Origin of the sequence: Amycolatopsis camponoti (genome assembly GCF_902497555.1) — a bacterium.
In the GTDB taxonomy this organism is placed as follows: Bacteria; Actinomycetota; Actinomycetes; order Mycobacteriales; family Pseudonocardiaceae; genus Amycolatopsis; species Amycolatopsis camponoti.
In genome coordinates this window covers 3826878-3846033 of record NZ_CABVGP010000001.1, presented here as the reverse complement: position 1 = coordinate 3846033, position 19156 = coordinate 3826878, and the positions used below count along the sequence as shown (strand labels likewise).

Here is a 19156-nt window from a genome sequence, read left to right as displayed (position 1 = left end):
ATGGAGGATCGCACATCGATGGGCTTTTCTCCATCGATGTGACCGGATCCCATCGATGGACTACGCTCCGTTCATGACCGAACCCCGCCGGCGGCGCCCGGCGACGCCGGCGGAGGCCAAGGCCCTCGGCCACCCGCTGCGGCTGCGCATCATGCGGATGTGCCTGCTCGAGGAGCTGACGAACAAACAGCTGGCCGACCGCCTCGACCGCGACCCCGGCACGGTCCTGCACCACGTGCGGCAGCTGGTGTCGGCGGGCCTGCTGAAGCCGGCCCCGGTCCGCACCGGCGCCAGTGGCGCGCTGGAGAAGCCGTACAAGGCCGACAACGAGACGTGGTGGCTGGACGGCCCCCTGGCCGGAGCCGACGCCGAGACGCGGTTCGCGCCGATCGAGATCTTCCAGGAGGAGATCCGGGCGGCGGGGCCGGAGTCGGTCGCGGTGCACGAGAAGTTCCTGCTGCACCTGTCCCCCGACGAGATCGAGGAGCTGGACCGCCGGATCCTCGCGGTGCTGGACGAGTACGTGGCGACCGACCACGAGCGCGCCGACCGGCCGGCGGTGGGCGGGATCTTCGTGCTGCACCTGGCCGACCCGAAACGTCGATGAATCTCGACACGGCACCATTTTCCGATTTCATTTGACGGCACCGGAATTGTGCATTGCGGGAATCGATCATCAGACGCTACGGCGGTCAGGTCGCGCGCAGTGTCGAGCTGCTGCGGCAGCACCCGGAGTCGGCGCAGTGCCGCGCGGCCGTCGCCCGGGAACTGCGCGACGCGGGCGCCGACCGCGATCCCCAGCTCGTCGCACTGGCCGAACGGCTGCGCGCGCTCGTCGAAGCGCCCGGCCGGGCCGTGCTCGCCGAAGACCCCGTCGAGCGGGTTGGGGATGATCCGGCAGATGCTGGACGGGCACATCACCCAGGTGCTCGGGGTCCGCGCCCGGCACAGTCCCTGCCGGTCGGCGCGTCCTGCGTGGGCCGGACCCCGAACGGCGACATCGGCGGCGTGGTCGACTGACACCGGGCGGCCCCTGCCCGGGAGAGGTGGGCAGGGGCCGGGCGGCTCGCTCGCCCCCGGCCGGGGATGGTCCCCCGGCCGGGGATGGTGGCCGGGGGTGCGGGGTGCAGCACGCGGATCTCGCCGACGGCAGGGCGACGACCCCGCGCGGTCCGGCGCGGGTCTCGCCACCCCCAGGGCCGGCGAGACCCGCTTCCGGTCACCGCCTCAGTGGTTCACCTTGAACCACGGCTGCGACCAGCCGAGGTAGGTCTGGCCCCACTTGCTCTTGATCTGCGCGATCGTCGTCTCGGTGTAGCTGCCGTAGCCGTTGATGTCGTTCGACAGGAACTTGCCGTCGCCGATCGAGATCATCGTGTGGCCCGCGCCGCTGCTCTTGAAGAACGCGAGCCCGCCGGCCGGGACCTGGTAGTCGCCCGGGTGCTTGTACGAAGCCGGGATCTGGGTCCAGTGGATGTAGGCCGTCTCCGAGCCGGAGGCGGTCCAGCCGTAGTTCTGCGCGTTGATCCGGTCGCACCAGCCCTCGTACGAGTCGAGGTCGTTCGTGTGGACGCGGGTCTTGGCGTAGGCCACGGCCTGCGCGCAGGTCTTCGGGTCGCCGGTGCCCGCGGTGGAGCAGGTCAGCGTCGAGCCCGCGCAGTCGGGCGCGACCCGGCCGTCGGAGCCGGTGTAGACGTAGGCGTCGCTGACGTAGCCGTCGCCGACCTTGTCCCAGATGTCCGACGTGCCGTACTTGCCGTCGACGGTCGACCCGTTGGTCTGGCAGCTGATGGTCACGGCGGTGCCGTCGGCGATGCTGCCGACCGAGCCCGCGGTCGCGCTCGGGCTGGACCGCACGGTCAGCGGCGCGCCCGAGTCGGTGTGCACCGTGCCCGAGGCCGCCAGGGCCGGGGTGGCGCCGGCGAGCACGATCGCCGCGGCGATGCCGGCCACGGCGGCCGCCCGCTTCCCGATCCGAATTCTCATTTGTCCGTCCCTCCGGGATTCGTTGTGGCGACAGCATGGCGAGCGCCGGTACAAGGCCCGTACAAATGCCGGGCCCGCGGTGTACCGGACACCCGGACAGAAGCGGCTATTCGTGCAGTTTCGCCCGCAGGGCGGCCTCGAACTCCGCAAGCTCGGGCACCGCCATGACGGAACCGAGGTCTTCAAGGTCTTCGAGCGCGTCGCGGAAGCGTCCGGCGTCAGGCGCCTTCGCCAATGCGGCCCCGAGCCGGGATCTCGCCTCCGTCACGTCGCCGAGCGCGAGGTGGTAGACCACGAAGTTGAGCAGCATGTTGCCCGTGGTCTCGCCGGCCGCGATCTCGGCAGCTTCGGCGAGCACGGCGGCTGCGAAAAGCTCCTTCGCCGCGTCCGGTCGTCCTTGGGCGTGTGCGAGAAGGCCCAGTTGGTAGTGGTCCCAGGCCCCGGCGCCGAGCTGCACCAACCGCTCGAGATCGGCCTGTGCTTCGACCAGTCGGCCGCATCTGCGGTGAATCTGCCCTCGTCGGTTGAGGGCCAGGGTCAAGGCCGGGGCAATGGCTATCGCCCGCGTGAAGTCGGCCAACGCCTCGTCGTACTGGTTCAAAGACTTCCGGCTCTCGCCCCGGCCGCAGAAGGCGTGAGCGAACGTCGGGTCGATTTCGGCGGCCCGAGTGAAATCGGCCAACGCTTCCTCGTGCCGCCCTGACATGTGCAGGACATTGCCCCGGTCCACCCACCACAGTGCCGCAGCCGGGTCCGTCTCGATTATTCGCGTGAGGTCCGCCAGCGCGTCCTCCGAGCGGTCGAGGTCACACAACACGAAAGCCCGCTGCCGGACCGCCCAGGAATAGTCCGGGGCTATTGCGATCAGCCGGTCGTAGTCGGCGAGCGCGTCGTCGAGCCGCCCGGCCCGATGGTAGGTTTCCGCGCGGTCACGAAGGATCCAGCTCGTTCCCGGGGCGATCTCTAGCGCCCGGGCGTAGTCCGCCAAGGCCTCCTCCCAGCGATGCATGTCCGCGTAGGTGTGCCCCCGCCCCGCGAACACCGCGGGATATTTCGCCTCGATCTCCACCGAGCGCGTGAAGTCCGCCAGCGCGTCCTCGTACCGCTTCATCCGACGATTCGTTTCGCCGCGGTCGGTCAGGGCCCAGGTCGCTTCCGGCTGCAGCTCCAGCACCCGGTTGAAGGCGTCCAGCGCCGCCTCGTAGGACTTCAGCTGGAGGTGAACGCGGCCACACCAAGAGAGAGCAAAGTTGTCGTTCGACCCCAGCTCCAGGACCCGGGTGAAATCGAGGAGGGCTTCCGGGTAGCGAGCCATCTCGTAGAGCGCCTCGCCTCGGGCGCCATGAACCTCCGCCTTGTCCGGCATGAGGTCCAGCGACCGGCTGAGGTCGGCCACGGCCTCTTCGTGTCTTTTCAGCGAGAGCAAAGTCTGTCCGCGGGCACCGATCGGCCAGCCGGCCGCCGGATCCAGCTCGACCGCACGGTCGAGGTCCGCGAGCGACGCCTCGAGCTTTCCCAGCACCTGGTAGAGGATGCCCCGGCTCGTCAGGGCGACGCCGTCTTCAGGCACGTGCTCGAGCGCCTTGGAGAACGCCGTCACGGCATCGGCGAAGTCGGGCTTCCGACGTCGAAGATGGTGGTGGGCGACCTGCAGGTAGGCGCTGTGCCGAGCCTTGACCGACAGGGTGGTCTCAGCGGTGAGGCAGTTCAGCAGAGCGAGCGAGTCCTCTGCCGCACTCAGTCGGGAACCCAGGGCGGCCACCTGTTCCGCGCCGGAGTCCACCCCGGCCTGGGCCACCATGGCGACCCACCGCCCGACCTGGTCGGCTCGCACCGCGATCGTCCTGACGAGCGCGGCCAACGCGTCCGCCGTCGCCGCCGTGGCGCAGATGCGGTGGTAATGCTCCTCCACCGCCAGCGCCTGCCAACCCTCGTCCTGCCAGCCGGACCGGTCGTCGAGGCCGAGTTGCTCCCGCCTGGCCCGGTAGTACTCCGCCAGGACGCCGTGGCGCTCACGCCACTCGACGGACGACCGGCGCCGCACCACGCGGATCATCGTGTCGCGGACCACGTCGTGGTACCGGTAGCCGCTCGCGCGCTCGGCCACGAACGGCAGGCGGCGCAGCCACGCGAAATCCTCGTCCGGCGTGGCCGCGTCGGCGGCCAGCGCGAACACGTCGCGGTCCAGCTGTCTGGGCAGCGCGCCCCGCAACGCCGCTTGTTTCCGCTTCTCGTCCTTCTCCCACTTCAGGAAGCGCTCGACCGCGTTGTCCCCCGGATCGGCCACGCTCGCGGCGCTGTCCGGGCGGGACTCCGCCAGCAGCGCCAGCAGCACCGGCAACCGTCCGGACAGCGCCAGAACGACCTCGACCACCTCGTCCGCCGTGATGCCCCGGGCCGCCAGGAACTCGCGGGCCTCCTCCTCGGTGAACAGCTGGAGCGGGCAGTCGGCGCGGACGCCCAGGTAGTCGCCCCACGCGTGGACGTCCAGTGGGTGCTGGCCCGCGAGCACCAGCACCAGGTTCGGCGGGAGGCTGCCGTAACGGCCGTCGAGCAAGTCCAGCAGCCAACGCTCGAGAAACACCCCGGTGCGTTCGAAGGTGTCGAAGAACAGCACCACCGGTCGTTTCGCCGCCACCTGCCGGAGTTCGGCCACGAAGATCGGGGTCAGCTCTTCGACCGGCGACATCAACAGGCGCACATCATGCTGGTTGCGCAGCTTCACACTGAGGAAAGCACGGAACTTCTCGACCTGGTTCGAGATGGCGTCGCGGTCGAGCTCCTTGGCGAACGACCCGACGACCGGGATGTCTTCCGCGGCGCGCAGGCTGATCCGCACGGCCGACCGGGTCAGCACCGAGGACAACCCTTCCGGAGTGGCCGGGTCCGCGTCGAGCTCGTGCCGCTTTTCGTGGTACAGCTCGGACTTCTTGGCAAACTCCTTGCACGGATCACCCTGCCGGGCGAACGACCGGACGATGCCCGACAGCGCCGACGGGATGTCGAAGACCGACTCGTCGACGTACGCGACGGCGCATCCCGACTCCTGCGCGATCCGCTGGAACTGGTTGATCAGGAACGACTTCCCGACGCCGGCATCGCCGTGCACGCTGAACAGGAACCGGCGGCGCTGGTCCTCCAGCGGGAGCCGGAGGGCTTCTTCGAACCGGCCGATCTCGTGGCGCCGCCCGACGAAGCCGTCGGCCTGCCGCCGCTTGATCAGGTCCTGCAGGGTCAGCCCGCCCGCGTCCAAGGCCCCGCCCTCCCTTCGCCGGCCGGACGTCGACCATAGCAAGACAGGACGACGAAGCCCCGCCGGAAACTCCGGCGGGGCTTCATCGGGGAGAACTCAGGCCAGGTACTCGGCCGCCGCGCGCAGGCTGACGTAGGAGCCGCTGAACGTGTCGATCCGCGGACCGTCGCCGTCCGCGGGGCCCGGCACGCCGGTCTCCACGCGGATGAAGTCCACAGTGGACAATGCGGCCAGCAGCTCGCGCACCCGCGGGTGCCGGTGCGCCTCCCGGGTCACCACGACGACGCTGCGGAAGTCCCGGGCCGCTTCGAGGACCGCCTCGGCGTCGTCCGGCGTCGCGGTGAGCGTCCGCGTGCCCGGCACCAGCTCGGCCAGGTGCGCGCCGAGGCCCCACGGCATCGGGCCGGCCGCGATGGTCGGCTCGGTCTGGACGTCGACGACCAGCGGCGGGCCGTCCAGCCGCACGTCACCCCGGACGCGCAGGGCCTTGCGCGCCGCCTCCAGGCCGAGCCGCCGGTCGACCGGGCCCACCGAAGCCGGGGCCGGGTCGGTGCCCAGCGCCGCCGTCCGCGAAGCCGCCTCCTCGAGCCGTTCGAGGGGCAGCTCCCCCGCCGCGACCGCGGCCACGATCGCCGTGACGCACGCGTCCAGGTGCTCGGCCTCGAACGCCGCGCCACCGAGGCAGAGTGCGTCCGCGCCCGCGGCCAGTGCCCGCACGGCCGAACGGCCGAGGCCGTCGTGCTTGCCGTACGCGCCGGACACCGCCCCCATTTCGAGGGCGTCGGTGATCACGGCACCGGTGAAGCCGAGCTCGCCGCGCAGGACGTCGGTGAGCGCGACGCGGTTGAGCGTCGCGGGCTCCTCGCCCCAGGCTTTCACGACCAGGTGGCCCGACATCACCGAGCGGACGCCGGCGCGGATCGCCGCGGCGAACGGGACCAGCTCGATCTCCCGCAGCTCTTCGACCGTCCGCGGCAGCACCGGCAGCGCGACGTGCGAGTCCTCGGTCGCCGCGCCGTGGCCCGGGAAGTGCTTCGCGCACGCCGCGACGCCGTACTTCTGCAGGCCGGTCACGTAGGCCGCGACGTGCGGCGACGCCTTCGCCGGGTCGGACCCGAACGCCCGGACGCCGATGATCGGGTCCTCGGCCGCCAGGGTCAGGTCCGCGCACGGCGCCAGGTTCAGGGTGACGCCGCAGGCCGCCAGCCGTTCGCCGAGCGCGGCGGCGACCGCCGTGGTCAGCTCCGGGTCGTCGGCCGCGCCCAGGGCCAGCGGCCCCGGCACGAACGACCCGGTGTTCACGTCGAGGCGGGTGACGTCGCCACCCTCCTCGTCGATGCCGACGACGACACCGTCCCGCTCACCGCGCAGCTGGGCGGTGAGCGCGGCGACCTGCTCGTCGTCGACGACGTTGCGGCCGAACAGCACCACCCCGCCCAGTCCCCCGGCGATCCGGCGGCGCAGCCAGCCGGGCGCGGTGGTCCCGGCGAACCCGGGCAGGAGGACGGCCTCGGCGAGCTTCTCGGGAGAAGACAACGGCTACCCCTTCACGGCGCCGGCGGTCGCGCCGGACACCAGCTTGCGTTGCACGAGCAGGAAGAACACCAGCGCCGGGATCGCGTAGATGACCGACGCGGCCATGACACCGCCCCAGTCGGTGGCGAACGCCGTGCGGAACGACGCCAGCCACACCGGCAGCGTCTCCTTCTGCTTGTCCCGGATGAACACCAGCGCGAACAGGTACTCGTTCCACGCGGTGATGAAGCTGAACACCGACGTCGTGACCAGCCCCGGGCCGAGCAGCGGCAGCGTCACCCGGCGGAACGCGCCGGTCTGGCTGCAGCCGTCGATCATCGCGGCCTCTTCCAGCTCGTACGGGATCCCGTTGACGAACCCGTAGAGCATCCAGACCGTGAACGGCAGCGTGGTGGCGAAGTAGATCAGCAGCAGCGACGGCAGCGTGTTGAGCAGCCCGGCGTCCCGCATCAGCAGGAACAGCGGGATGAACAGCGCCGACACCGGGGCCAGCTGCGCCACCATGACCAGCACCAGGAAGCCCTTGCGGCCGGTGAAGCGCAGCCGCGAGAGCGGGATCGCCGCCAGCGTCCCGGCGACCAGCGCGCACAGCACCGACCCGACCGTGACGATCAGGCTGTTCATCAGGTAGGTCGGGAAGTTGTCCTTGGTCAGCGCGGTGGCGAAGTTGCCGAACGAGAACGACGTCGGGATCAGGTCGTACTTGGGCGACAGGATCTCACCGGGCGTCCGCAGCGACGTGACGAACATCCAGTACGTCGGGAACACGATCGCCAGCGCGACGAGCACGCCGACCACCGAGAGCACGATCCGCTGCGACAGCGACTTCTTCACGACAGATCACCTTCCCGGGTCCGGGTGAGCAGCTGGATGTACCGGCCCGTGATGAGCGCGAGCACGATCAGCATCAGCGTCGCGATCGCGGCCGCCGCGCCGAAGTGGTTGCCCGCGATGCCCTTGAGGTAGAGCACGACGGCCAGGGTGGTGCTCTCGCCGTCGGGGCCGCCTTCGCGGATCGCCCAGATCTGGGCGAACGCGTTGAAGTCCCACAGCACCGACAGGAACGTGACCATGGTGGTGATCGGCTTGATGGCGGGCCAGGTGACCGCGCGGAACGTCTGCCACCCGCTGGCGCCGTCGATCCCGGCGGCCTCGTACTGCTCGCGCGAGACGCCGATGATGCCCGCGTACAGCGAGAACGTCACGAACGGCACGGCCTGCCACACGATGAGCAGGCCGATCACCGACAGCGTGCTCGCGCCGCTGGAGAACCACGAGAACCCGATGAAGCTGTGGAACCCGAGCCGGTCGAGGGTCTTGTTGAGGATCCCGTACTGCTCGTCGAAGATCCACTGGAACACGGTGGTCGTCGCGATCACCGGCGTCGCCCAGGCCAGCACCAGCGTCACCTGGACGATGATCCGCACGACCGGGCCGAGGTGGCGCATGAGCACCGCGAGGAGCAGGCCGCCGAGGATGGTGGCGGCCACGATGGCGGCGGTGAAGACCAGGGTCCGGAAGGTGACCGTCCAGAACTCCGGGTCCGAAAGCGTGTTCGTGTAGTTGTCGAACCCGATCCAGACCGTCTTGCCGGAGACGAGCTGGCCGATGTCGAGCTTGCGGAAGCTGATCGCGAGCACCTGGACCAGCGGCCAGGCGAGCAGGACCAGGATCGCGGCGAGCGCGGGGAGCAGCAGCAGGTACGGGAGCACCCGGTCGCCGAACCGGCCCCGCCTGCGCTTCTTGACCCGCGTGTCGCGCGGCGATGCCGGCGGGGTCGCCCCCGCCGGCATCGTCACATTGGCGGTCGCTGTCATCCGCCGATGAGCTTGTTCAGCGCTGCGTTGGCGTCGGCGGTCGCCTGGTCGAGCGTCTTCTTGCCGGTCAGGTACGCGGTCAGCATGTCCTTGACCGGGTTCTGGCCGGACTCCACGTCACCCCACTTCGGGCTGGCCGGCACGGCCTTGCCGTTGGTGGAGGCCTTCGCCATCACGCTGCCCAGCGGGTCCTTGTCCAGGCCGGTGAGGTCGGTCGACGTGCCGGGCACGACGCCGGCGGCGGCGAGCTGGCTCTGGTACTTCGGGCTGGAGAGCAGCTTGATGTACTCCTTGGCAGCGGCCACGTTCTTGCTGTTGGCCGGGATCGCGAGGTTGGAGCCGCCCAGGAACACCGGGGCGCTCTGGCCGGCGGTCTTGCTCGGGATCGCGAACGCGCCGGTCTTGGCGGTCAGGCTCGGGTCCGTCTTGGCCGCGGTCGGCAGCTCCCACGGGAGACCGATCATCATGGCCACCTTGCCGGCGCCGTAGACGGTCGCCTGCTGCGGCTTGGCCTCGTCGGCGTCCTTCGGCGCCTTGGTGCCGGAGGTGTCGACGAGCTTCTTGTAGAAGTCCAGGCCCGCCTTCGCGCCGGCGCTGTCCAGCGTCGCCTTGAAGTTCTTGCCGTCGGGCTGGGCGATGTCGCCACCGTTGTCCCAGATGAAGGACAGCAGCGCGTACCAGTTCTGGCCCGGCATGTACAGGGGCTGGAAGTCGGGGTCGGACCCGAACTTCGTCTTCAGCTTGGTGATCGCGTCGATCCACTCGTCGTTCGACGTCGGCGGCTTGGCGATGCCCGCCTGCTCGAACATGTCCTTGCGGTAGATGACCTCACGGTTGGCCGCGTAGAACGGGACGCCGTAGGTCTTGCCCTCGTAGGTGCCCGAGTCGGCGAGACCCTTCAGCCACTGGGCGCCGTTGAAGCTGTCCTTGTCGGCGGTCAGGTCGGTCAGGACGCCGTCGTCCGCGGCGAAGGCCGCGGTCTGCGTGTTGCCGATCTCGATCACGTCCGGCGGAGCGCCACTCGCCAGCGCGGTGGTCAGCTTCTGCTGGATGCCGTCCCACTGCTGGATTTCGTACTTGACCTTGACGCCGGGGTGCGCGGCTTCGAACTCCTTGTTGAGCGCGTCGGTCAGCGTGGTCGGCGCGGAACCCGTCATCAGCCAGACGGTGACGTCGCCGGTGATCTGCGCGGGAGCACCGCTAGACGAAGCGGCGGTGTCCGTGCCGCTGGAACCCGCGCAGCCCGCGGTCGCGAGGGTGAGTGCGGCGGCGCCCGCCGCCAGCTTGAGCCAGCGTTTCACTCGATGCCGTCCTTTCGATGTCCGGCCGAACCGCGACCGGACTCCCCAAATGGTGTAGACCAATGTTGGGGTTAGAGTGGTACGTACCACAGGCCCTGTCAAGGCGGTTGCCGGAACGTTGTAAACGCACCGGGGAGTCTGACACGGTGTAGCCGGACGGTCACCGGCTTCGCCGTGACCTGCGGGGGAAGTCGTCCGAATAGGAGGGTGTCCGGAACGTTTTTCACCGGTGGCCACGCGGGATTCACCGCACGGCCACCCGGTCGGCGCAACGAAAACCGCCCCGGCTGATCGGGTGCGGTCACGTCCTGCTGCCGTGGACGGCCGACGGCCGCGCCTTCCTCCTGCGGGCCAGGACCACACCGAGCACCGAAACCATCAGGCCCACGACCAGCAGGGCGACCCCGAACTCCGGCCCGGCCCCGAAGTGCCGGAGCAGCCGGGCGGCCCCGAGCCCGAACCCGGCGACGAACAGGACCGGGCCGAGCACGAGCGCGACCGTGCCCGCCCGCCGGGCGGGAACCACGGCGAACACCGGCCGATCGTCACCGGTCGCGCCGACGTCGGTGTAAACGGCGGTGATGGGGCCGAAGGACACCCGGTCGCCGTCGTGCAGGAGCCTGGCTTGCCTCGGCGCCAGGGCCTCTCCGTTGACGAGCGTGCCGGCGCGGGAGCCGGCGTCGGACACCCAGGTGCCGCGGGCGTCCCGCCGGAGCCAGGCGTGCCGCGGGCTGACGCGGTCGGAGTACAGCTTCAGGTCCGCCTCGGGGGCGCGACCGACAAGCCATGAGCCCCGCCGCACGTCCAGCCGCGCGACCGCGCCGCCGAGCGTCTCGATGGTCACTGGGTGTTCCATCGCCCCTCCCCCACGTCCCGATTCCGGACAGAGCACCACGGCGGCGTGAAGATGCGTGGCGAACGGGTGAACCGGGCGGTTGCCGGGCGACGATCATCGCCTCGCGGCCGACTGGGGTGCGTAAGTCAGTTCGGCGCCCAGGAACCGGGAGAACGATGAAGTCAGCTTGGCAAGTCCGCGCGGGCAGGCAAGGCGAGCGCGACCAGGAGTCCCTCGCCGAAGGTCTCGCGATCGTCGGCTGGGGCGGCGTTCCCGCCCTCGGCCGGTTCGACACCCGGGAAGCGCTCAAGGCCGGGCTCCGCGAGTGCTACCCGCAACGGTCCACCTACGTGATCGGCAACTGGGCCGGCCAGCTGTGGCGCTTCTACCGGGAGATGAACGAGGGCGACCTCGTCGTCATGCCGCTCAAGAACGTGCGGCGGTTCGCCATCGGCGAGGTCACCGGGCAGTACCACTACCGCCCCGGCTCGGCCCCGGAGTGCCGGCACGCCCGGCCCGTCCGGTGGCTCCGGACGGACATCGAGCCCGGCGAGTTCGGCCCCGACCTGCGCGGCAGTCTCGGGTCACTGCTCACCGTGTGCCGGCTGAGCCGGCACGAGGCGGCCCGGCGGATCGGGGAAATCGCGGCCGGACGGCCGGACCCGGGCTGGCAGCACGCTTCGGCGAACCTCGACCCCGACGCCACCCAGGCCGACCTGTGGGAAGCCGTCGAGACCGGCGCGGCACCCGTGAAGCTCACCGTCCGGGCGCTGCTGTCCCTGTGGGGCTACCGGCGGCGGACCGCGACCTCCCTGGTGACCGTGCAATCCGAGCTGGCCGAGCACGGGGTCACGACCAAGCCGGCGTTCACCACGGCGCGGATGGACGCGGTCGTCGAGCTGGTCCCGGTCGCCGACGAGCCGGGCGCGGCGGACTCCGAAACGGATCCACCCGGGCTCGAAGCGCTGGACGACCTGCCGGCCAAGTGGGTGGTGCGCGCGGTCCTGCCGGAGGAGCCGTCCATCGAAGCGGTCACGGCCGGGAAGCCGCTCGCCACCGCGGTGACGCTCATGCTGGCCAAGAACTACTCCCAGCTGGCGGTCGTCGACGCGGACGGGTTCCACGTCGGCGCGGTCAGCTGGGAGTCCATCGGCCGGGCCCGGCTGACGAACCCCGAGCCGACGCTGCGGGACGCGACCACCCAGGTCCGGGTCATCGACTTCGACGACGAGCTGTTCGGCCAGATCGACGAGATCTACCGCCGCGGGTACGTCTTCGTCCGGGGAGAAGACCGCCGGAAGCTCATCGGGGTCGTGACGGCCCACGACCTCGCCCGCCAGTTCGGCACCCTCGCCCGGCCGTTCTCGCTCCTGGAAGAGGCCGAGCTGCGGCTGCGGCGGCACACCAAGCGCAGCGTGCCCGAGGACCTGCTCGACAAAGCGGTCCCGAAGTGGGCGAACGGCAACCCGACGTTCGGGAACTACGTCCGGATCTTCGCCGACCGGGCCACCTTCGAGCTGCTCGGCTGGCCGCTCGACCACGAGACCTTCCTCGATCTCCTCACGAAGGCGAAGAACATCCGCAACGAGCTGATGCACTTCTCCGGCGACGAGATCCCGGAGCAGGACCTCGCCGCCATCGAAGGGTTCTGCGCGACGGTCAAGGCCGTCGACCAGTCCTAGCCGGTCAGGGTTTCGGCGCCGGGGCCTTCACCCGCTCCAGCAGCAGCTGCGCCACATCACGCACATCGACGTTCTCCGCCTTCTGCTCGCTCTGCCGCTGCACCAGTCCGTCCGTCAGCATCACCCGGCAGAACGGGCAGCCCGTCACGATCGTCTCCGCGTCGGTCGCGATCGCTTCGTCCACGCGCTCGAGGTTGATGCGCTTGCCGATCTGCTCCTCCATCCACATCCGCGCGCCGCCGGCGCCGCAGCACAGCGCCCGGTCCGCGTGGCGGGGCATCTCCTCCAGCGTCGCGCCCGTCGCGCCCACCAGCTCGCGGGGCGGTGTGTAGACCTTGTTGTGGCGGCCGAGGTAGCACGGGTCGTGGTAGGTCACCTTCGGACCGTCTTCGACGGCCTTGACCGGCGTCAGCTGACCGCCTCGCACGAGCCGGTTCAGCAGCTGCGTGTGGTGGACGACCTCGTAGTGCCCGTCGAGGTCCGGGTACTCGCGGCTCAGCGTGTTCAAGCAGTGCGGGCACGTCGTGACGATCTTGCGCAGCCGCGGCTCGCGGCCCTCGAACACCGCGTTGAGCGTCTCCGCCGTCTGCTGGGCCATCATCTGGAACAGGAACTCGTTGCCCGCGCGCCGCGCCGGGTCGCCCGTGCAGGACTCCTCCTTGCCGAGCACCGTGTACTTCACGCCCGCGATGTGCAGCAGCTCCGCGGTGGCGCGGACGGTCTTGCGGGCGTTGTCGTCGAACGCTCCCGCGCAGCCGACCCAGTAGACGTATTCGACGTCGTCGGCGAGCTCGCCGTCGAACACCGGGACGTCGAAGTCGAGGTCCTTCGTCCAGGCCAGGCGCTCGGAGTTGTTCTGGCCCCAGGGGTTGCCCTTGGTCTCGAGGTTCTTGAACAGCCCGCCCAGCTCGGTCGGGAACGCCGACTCGATCATCACCTGGTAGCGGCGCATGTCCACGATGTGGTCGACGTGCTCGATGTCGACCGGGCACTGCTCGACGCACGCGCCGCAGGTGGTGCACGACCAGAGGACGTCCGGGTCGATGACGCCGTTGTCGGCTTCCGAGCCGACGAGCGGGCGCGCCTCCTCGTGCTCGGTGCCCGCGAGGATGTAGGGCGCCTCCTCGAAGAGGTTGTCGCGCAGGCTCATGATCAGCAGCTTGGGCGACAGCGGCTTCCCGGTGTTCCACGCCGGGCACTGCGACTGGCAGCGGCCGCACTCGGTGCACGTGGCGAAGTCGAGCATGCCCTTCCACGTGAAGTCGCCGATCTTGCCGCGGCCGAACGTGTCGTCCTCGCCCGGGTCCTCGAAGTCGATCGGCTTGCCGCCGGACTCCATCGGCAGCAGCGGGCCGAGCGCGTCCGGCAGCCGCTTGGCCGAAACGTTGATCGGCGCCACGAAGATGTGCAGGTGCTTGGAGTAGAGCACGATCGACAGGAACACCAGCATGACGCCGATGTGCAGCATCAGGCCGACGGTCTCGAGCACCTCGGTCGTCGAGTGGCCGAGCGGCTCGAGGAGGTTCCCCACGCCGAGGGAGACGTACGCCCCGCCGTCGTACGGGAAGTTGCCCGACGCCGAAGAGGCGCCGCGGAAGAAGAACATCGTCCAGACGACGTTGAAGATCATGAAGAGGATCAGCCACGCGCCGCCGGTGTGCGAGCCGTAGAACCGGGATGCGCGGTCCTTGCGCTCGGGGGCGTTGCGGATGCGGATCACCGTGAACACGCCCAGCGACACGGCCACCATGACGGCGATGAAGTCCTGCAGGAAGCCGAGCACCGCCCAGTGGCCGATCCACGGGATCGCGAACTTCTCGTCGAAGAGCGCGCCGTACGCCTCGAGGTACACCGAAGCGAGGATCACGAAGCCCCAGAACGTGAAGAAGTGCGCCAGGCCCGGCACGGACCACTTCAGGAGCTTGCGCTGGCCGAACACTTCGCGCACCTGGGCGAAGACGCGGGCGCCGAGGTCGTCCGACCGCTTGGTGTCGGGCTGGCCGGCCTTGATCAGCCGGTACAGGAAGGCCACGCGCTTGCCGGCGACGGCGAGGCCGACGACCGTCATGAGCAGGCCGAGGATGAGACGAACGAGCACGGGTCCTCCGGTCGTACTTCGAGGATCGGCTCAGTGCGAGCCGGTGTAGTAGCGGCACGCCTTGCACGCGTACCGCATCTTCGCGACCCGCCAGTGTTTCCGGTACAGATCGAGGTCGGCCGACCGGCGGACGCCGAGACGCTGGTAGCGCCCCGGACGGCGGCGGCCGGTTTCGTACTGCTCGGTCGCGCGGCCGAGGTGGGCGCGCCGCAGCACGCACCCCCGCGTCCCGCAGCGACCGAGGGCGCCGCGGCAGAACCGGTGCAGCAGCACCAGTTCCCCGGTGACTTCTTCGACCACGCCGTAGCCGGGGTGATCGCCCCGCCCGGTGAGCCGGACGGGCAGGCCGCAGTACCCGCACTTGAGGGTGCAGGAGAGGCAGCCGGCGATGTGCCTGAGCCGCAGTTCGCGCCGGTCTTCGGAGCCGGGTCCTCGGACGCGCGACGCCATGGGGCCTCCTCCGGCGACTGTGATCGGCACCACTGACTACTGGAGGGTAATGAGGACGTCACTTCGCGCGACAGGACCGAACAGCCTAGTTGCGTTGCGCCATTCAGCGTAAATTCTGAAGGAAGGATCACCTTACTGTCCGTATATCGGACGTCGGTGGGTCGAGAATCGCACGTTCGGCCCTGCTGGCGCGGGGGTGTCCCCCGCCACAATCCGGGCATGACGTATCGCCCCGTCCCGTACCGGCCGGCCCGCGTGCCCGCCGCCCAAGCCGTCGCCGAGGCAGCGGCCCTGCGCGAGCGGATGGAAGCGCGGCGCTCGGTCCGGATGTTCTCCCCCGACCCGGTCCCCGAACGCGCGGTGCTCGACGCGATCGCGGTGGCCTCCACGGCCCCCAGCGGCGCGCACCAGCAGCCGTGGACGTTCGTCCTGGTCTCCGATCCCGCGGTCCGCCGGACTATCCGGGAGGCCGCGGAGGCGGAGGAACGGATCTCCTACGACGGCCGCCTCGGCGACGAGTGGCTCGAGGCGCTGCGGCCGCTGGGAACGGACGCGGTGAAGCCCCACCTCACGGACGCGCCGTACCTGATCGTCGTGTTCCAGCAACGCTTCGCGCTCGACGACGACGGCGGCGTCCACAAGCACTACTACGTCGACGAGTCGGTGGGCATCGCGGTGGGCATGCTGCTGACGGCGCTGCAAGTGGCCGGACTGGCGGCGCTGACGCACACGCCGTCGCCGATGCGATTCCTCGGCGAACTGCTCGGACGGCCCCGCAACGAGAGGGCGTTCGCGGTGATCCCCGTCGGCTACCCGGCCGACGACTGCGTGGTCCCGGACCTGCGACGCAAATCCCTCGACGAAGTACTCGTACGAATCTGAGGAGAACTCAGCAGCCCGGCAAGCCGCCCGGAACCTCCGTGAACAGCGGTCCCGACAGCCGGTCCGCGCCCCGGTCCCGCCACCAGTCGCGCTGGTCCGCGTGGTCGATGCCGGTCACCGCGACCTCCGCGCCGGCCAGGTGGGCCGCCTCGACCAGTGCCGTCAGCGTCCGGTCCACCAGCGGGTGCGTCCGGCGCTCCACGAGCCGGGGCGCCATGCGGACCGTGCGCGCCGGGAACTCGGTCAGGCAGGTCACGTCGCCGAAGCCGTGGATCTCCGCCGCCACGCCGATTTCCGCCAGCACCTTCAGGTTGTCGGCGGCGTCGCCGGAGTCCGCCGGCAGCGTAGCCGACGGGAACCCGGGTCTCAGTCGCTCCGGCGCCAGGCCGGTGGACTCGAGCACGGCGCGGATCTCGCCGACCAGCTCCGGGTCGGCGGCCTGGTGCGCCGTCAGCTCGACCGTCAGCGGCACGCCGACGCCGGCCGCCGCGACCCGCTCGACCGCCGTGCGCAGGAGCCACGTGCCCAGCGGCAGTGCCAGCCCCGTCTCCCCCGCCAGCCGCACGCACGACTCGTGCGGCAGCACGCCTTCGGCCGGGTGGTTCCAGCGCAGCCGCGCCTCGACGCCCCGCACCGAGCCGTCCACCGCGGCGACCAGCGGCCGGTAGCCGACCTCGATCTCGCCGTTCTCCCAGGCGCCCGCCATCGCCGCGGCGAGCCCGAAGTCGTGGCGGTCGCGGCGGTCCAGCTCGCGGTCGAACAGGCCCCACTGGGCCCCGGTCCGCTGTACGCGGCGCAGCGTCAGGTCCGACGCGCGCAGCAGCTCGGCCGGGGTGATGTCGCGCGGCGGCCGATGCACGACGCCGATGCTGGCCGACACCGCGACGCCGTGGTCGCCGTCGACGTAGTCCGGCTCCGCCAGCTCGTGGGTGATCCGGCGGACGAGCGTCAGGACGCCCGGCGTGCCCTCGGTGTTCTGGACGAGCACCCCGAACTCGTCGCCGCCGAGCCGCGCCACGAGGGCCTTCTCGTCCTCGAACACCGCCTTCAGCTTTCCGGCGACCCCGCGCAGCACCTTGTCGCCCAGCTCCTGGCCGAGCCCGCCGGTGATCTGCGAGAAGCCGTCGAGGTCGAGGTGGAAGAGCGTGACGCCCCGCGACGCGTCGGCCTCACGAAGCAGGTTTTCCAGGCGGGTGCTGAAGAACTGCCGGTTCGGCAACGCGGTCAGCACGTCGTGCAGGGCCTGGTGGGACAGGCGCCGCTGCAGCAGCGACACCTCGGTGTCGTCGTCGACGAGGGTGATCAGCTGCCGGGGCGCCCCGACCGCGTCGCGGATCACCGACGCGGCGAAGGTGGCCCACATCGGCTCGCCGTCCCGGCCGACCAGCCGGCGGCCGACGCGCAACCGGTGCAGCCGCCCGGCCACCAGCTCCGCGTAGGCCTCCCGCAGCTGCTCGACTTCGTCCGGGTGAACCAGGTCGAAGAGGGTCATCGCGGCGATTTCGGCCGGGGTCCGCTGGAGCGTCTTGGCGAGCGCCGCGTTGGCGCGCAGCACGCGCCCGTCCAGCTCGGTGAGCGCGATGCCGCTGGCCGAGCCGGCGAACACCTCTTCGAACTGCGCGCGCGTGATGACCTGCTTCTGCCGGGTCTCCTGCTCGACCTTCAGCAGGGCCCGGCTCAGGCCTTCCTGGCGCTTCTGGATGTCTTCGCGCAACGTCTCGCCGTAGCCCGAGCTGAGCGCGCCGAGCACCAGCACGACCCGCTCCGCCAGCCCGTCGACCCGGCGCAGCTCCGGCTCGCGCAGCAGGGCCTTGCCGAGCACCTCCAGGCTGCGGCGCAGGCTGTCCGAGCCGACGCACCGCAGCTCGACGAGCCGCGCGCCGGCGGCCGCGGCTTCCCCGAGCTCCGGCGGGTCGCTCGCGACCGCTTCGAACAGCCGGCCGACCAGGACCGCCAGCTCGCGCTCGATCTCCTCGGGCGTGTGCGGCAGGTAGGCCGTGGTGCTGACCAGGTAGCCCCACTTGCGCGCCAGGGTGGCGAGCCGTCTCGCCGCACGTTCGGCGGACGGCTTCTTCCGCGGGTCGTCACCGCGGGGATAAGGAGCAGTCACCTCAGCCTGTCCTGGGGTCCGGTCAACACACCGATCGGGTAGCCGATATATCTTGGCGCGAAATTGTGTCCGGTGCACGAAACGGCATTCATCCGATCGAGTGATAACCCTGCGGAGCGATCGTCAGGTGATCGCGCAACCACGACCGGGTGGCGTCACGGTAAGCCGCCGCGTTTTCGTGCAACGCAACGGAATGACCGGCACCCGGCAGGACGTACATCGACAGGTTCGACGGGTCGGCGTAATACGGCGCTTCCTGCGCGCGCAGCACCCGCGCGTCCGAACAGTCACGCAGGGCGAGCAGGCCGCAAAAGAGAACGTCCTTTTCCCCCACCACTTGGAAAACCGGTACGGTAATTCCCTTCGTCGCCGGCAACACGATCCCGAACAGCGCGACCGTGCCCATGCCGGGCACCGAAACCTGGTCCTTGGTCGCCTCGTCGGCGGCGATCACGCCCGGGTCGGAATCCCCCGCGGCGTAGAAGAGCCCGGCCCGCGCACCGGGCCTCGTCGTGAAGTACAGCGGGTCGCTGCCGAGGCGGCCGAGCTGACCGTCGAGCAGCGCGGGCTGCAGGCCCAGCGCCGCGCCGATCGCCAGCACCGGCAGCGCGGGCAGGTGCGTGATGCCGGTGAGGACCACGCCGTCGACGTCGCGGTAGGTCGACGCCTCCACCGCGACCACGCCGGACCCGACCGAGTGCCCGACGATGACGACCTTCGCGAACCGCACGCCGCCGACGTGCCCGGCGCGCAGGTGCCCGACCACCTCGTGCGTCGATTCGGCCGCCGCCCAGACCGACAGCGGCAGGCTCAGCGGCCGGCTGCTGCGCCCGGCGCCGAGCTGGTCGGCGGCGAAGGTCGCGTAGCCGTGCGTGGCCATGTCGCGCTGGTAGGAGTAGCGCTCCGGCTGGTACGGCAGGTCCCAGTACGCGCTGTTGTACGTCCCGCCGTGCACGAGCAGCTGGACGGTGTCCGGCGCCTCACCCGCGGGCAGGCACAGCCGGCCGTGCACGGTCGCCGGTGCACCCGGCACCAGCGGCGGCAGGCCCGGGCCGCTGACCGGCAGATCCGTGTCGGTGCACGAGATCGCGGCGGCCTCGGCGGGCATCGCGGCGGTCAGTGAAGCGAGCAGGACTCCGCAGGCGAACAAGGCTGACGTCACCTTGACGGGCAGCTTCACGCCGCACTCCCTCTTGGCTCGGACAG

General features: G+C 70.5%; 15 protein-coding genes. 4 read left to right on the top strand and 11 right to left on the bottom strand.

Features of this window, described 5'->3' with window-relative positions; translation table 11 throughout:
- Positions 1-73: 73 nt before the first annotated feature.
- Both AA23TX_RS18235 and AA23TX_RS18230 read left to right on the top strand, forming a co-directional pair.
- Positions 74-607, top strand: coding sequence for an ArsR/SmtB family transcription factor (locus tag AA23TX_RS18235; RefSeq protein ID WP_155543699.1), 534 nt, complete (start codon positions 74-76; stop codon positions 605-607).
- Positions 608-660: 53 nt separating this feature from the next.
- Positions 661-1020: a hypothetical protein gene (locus AA23TX_RS18230; RefSeq protein ID WP_155543698.1), complete on the top strand. Its 360-nt coding sequence runs from the start codon at positions 661-663 to the stop codon at positions 1018-1020.
- A gap of 207 nt (positions 1021-1227) precedes the next feature.
- Here AA23TX_RS18230 and AA23TX_RS18225 read toward each other — a convergent pair whose 3' ends face one another.
- The 7 genes from AA23TX_RS18225 to AA23TX_RS18195 all read right to left on the bottom strand — a co-directional run bounded on the left by AA23TX_RS18225 (position 1228) and on the right by AA23TX_RS18195 (position 10749).
- Positions 1228-1986, bottom strand: a complete 759-nt coding sequence (locus AA23TX_RS18225; RefSeq protein ID WP_155543697.1) for a hypothetical protein — start codon at positions 1984-1986, stop codon at positions 1228-1230.
- 106 nt (positions 1987-2092) lie between these two features.
- Positions 2093-5239: a tetratricopeptide repeat protein gene (locus AA23TX_RS18220; protein WP_155543696.1), complete on the bottom strand. Its 3147-nt coding sequence runs from the start codon at positions 5237-5239 to the stop codon at positions 2093-2095.
- A gap of 96 nt (positions 5240-5335) precedes the next feature.
- Entirely contained in the window at positions 5336-6775 is a 1440-nt protein-coding gene (locus AA23TX_RS18215) for a glycoside hydrolase family 3 protein (protein WP_155543695.1), read from the bottom strand.
- Between the two features lie 3 nt (positions 6776-6778).
- Positions 6779-7609: a carbohydrate ABC transporter permease gene (locus AA23TX_RS18210; protein ID WP_155543694.1), complete on the bottom strand. Its 831-nt coding sequence runs from the start codon at positions 7607-7609 to the stop codon at positions 6779-6781.
- On the bottom strand, positions 7606-8592 hold the full coding sequence (locus AA23TX_RS18205; protein ID WP_155543693.1) for a carbohydrate ABC transporter permease: 987 nt from the start codon (positions 8590-8592) through the stop codon (positions 7606-7608). Before AA23TX_RS18205 ends, AA23TX_RS18210 begins: the two co-directional genes overlap by 4 nt.
- The gene (locus AA23TX_RS18200; RefSeq protein ID WP_155543692.1) at positions 8589-9893 is read right to left on the bottom strand and encodes a sugar ABC transporter substrate-binding protein; all 1305 of its coding nucleotides are present in this window, start codon (positions 9891-9893) and stop codon (positions 8589-8591) included. The genes AA23TX_RS18205 and AA23TX_RS18200 overlap by 4 nt, the downstream gene beginning before the upstream one ends.
- A gap of 301 nt (positions 9894-10194) precedes the next feature.
- Positions 10195-10749 carry an FHA domain-containing protein gene (locus AA23TX_RS18195; protein ID WP_155543691.1) on the bottom strand — a complete coding sequence of 185 codons (555 nt, stop codon included), beginning with the start codon at positions 10747-10749 and terminating at the stop codon, positions 10195-10197.
- A 155-nt stretch (positions 10750-10904) separates the two neighbouring features.
- Here AA23TX_RS18195 and AA23TX_RS18190 point away from each other — a divergent pair, with 155 nt between their 5' ends.
- On the top strand, positions 10905-12410 hold the full coding sequence (locus tag AA23TX_RS18190) for a DUF8426 domain-containing protein (protein ID WP_155543690.1): 1506 nt from the start codon (positions 10905-10907) through the stop codon (positions 12408-12410).
- A gap of 4 nt (positions 12411-12414) precedes the next feature.
- On the opposite strand, the gene AA23TX_RS18185 is transcribed toward AA23TX_RS18190, so the two are convergent.
- On the bottom strand, positions 12415-14508 hold the full coding sequence (locus tag AA23TX_RS18185) for a (Fe-S)-binding protein (protein ID WP_155543689.1): 2094 nt from the start codon (positions 14506-14508) through the stop codon (positions 12415-12417).
- 30 nt (positions 14509-14538) lie between these two features.
- Positions 14539-14958, bottom strand: a complete 420-nt coding sequence (locus AA23TX_RS18180; protein ID WP_155543688.1) for a hypothetical protein — start codon at positions 14956-14958, stop codon at positions 14539-14541.
- Positions 14959-15177: 219 nt separating this feature from the next.
- On the opposite strand from AA23TX_RS18180, the gene AA23TX_RS18175 reads away from it, so the two are divergent.
- Positions 15178-15840: a nitroreductase family protein gene (locus AA23TX_RS18175; protein ID WP_155543687.1), complete on the top strand. Its 663-nt coding sequence runs from the start codon at positions 15178-15180 to the stop codon at positions 15838-15840.
- Between the two features lie 7 nt (positions 15841-15847).
- Here the strand turns inward: AA23TX_RS18175 and AA23TX_RS18170 are convergent, their stop codons facing one another.
- Together AA23TX_RS18170 and AA23TX_RS18165 are read right to left on the bottom strand one after the other, a co-directional pair.
- Complete coding sequence (locus AA23TX_RS18170; RefSeq protein WP_155543686.1) at positions 15848-17950, bottom strand: putative bifunctional diguanylate cyclase/phosphodiesterase; 2103 nt, start codon at positions 17948-17950, stop codon at positions 15848-15850.
- Between the two features lie 88 nt (positions 17951-18038).
- Positions 18039-19130 (bottom strand): alpha/beta hydrolase, encoded by a 1092-nt coding sequence (locus tag AA23TX_RS18165; RefSeq protein WP_155543685.1) that lies wholly within the window; start codon positions 19128-19130, stop codon positions 18039-18041.
- Positions 19131-19156 lie beyond the last annotated feature (26 nt).

Excerpts from the sequence above, each read along its gene's own strand:
- AA23TX_RS18235 (WP_155543699.1), top strand. The coding sequence starts at position 74 with ATGACCGAACCCCGCCGGCGGCGCCCGGCGACGCCGGCGGAGGCCAAG.
- AA23TX_RS18225 (WP_155543697.1), bottom strand. The coding sequence starts at position 1,986 with ATGAGAATTCGGATCGGGAAGCGGGCGGCCGCCGTGGCCGGCATCGCC.
- AA23TX_RS18205 (WP_155543693.1), bottom strand. The coding sequence starts at position 8,592 with ATGACAGCGACCGCCAATGTGACGATGCCGGCGGGGGCGACCCCGCCG.
- AA23TX_RS18195 (WP_155543691.1), bottom strand. The coding sequence starts at position 10,749 with ATGGAACACCCAGTGACCATCGAGACGCTCGGCGGCGCGGTCGCGCGG.
- AA23TX_RS18190 (WP_155543690.1), top strand. The coding sequence starts at position 10,905 with ATGAAGTCAGCTTGGCAAGTCCGCGCGGGCAGGCAAGGCGAGCGCGAC.
- AA23TX_RS18180 (WP_155543688.1), bottom strand. The coding sequence starts at position 14,958 with ATGGCGTCGCGCGTCCGAGGACCCGGCTCCGAAGACCGGCGCGAACTG.
- AA23TX_RS18175 (WP_155543687.1), top strand. The coding sequence starts at position 15,178 with ATGACGTATCGCCCCGTCCCGTACCGGCCGGCCCGCGTGCCCGCCGCC.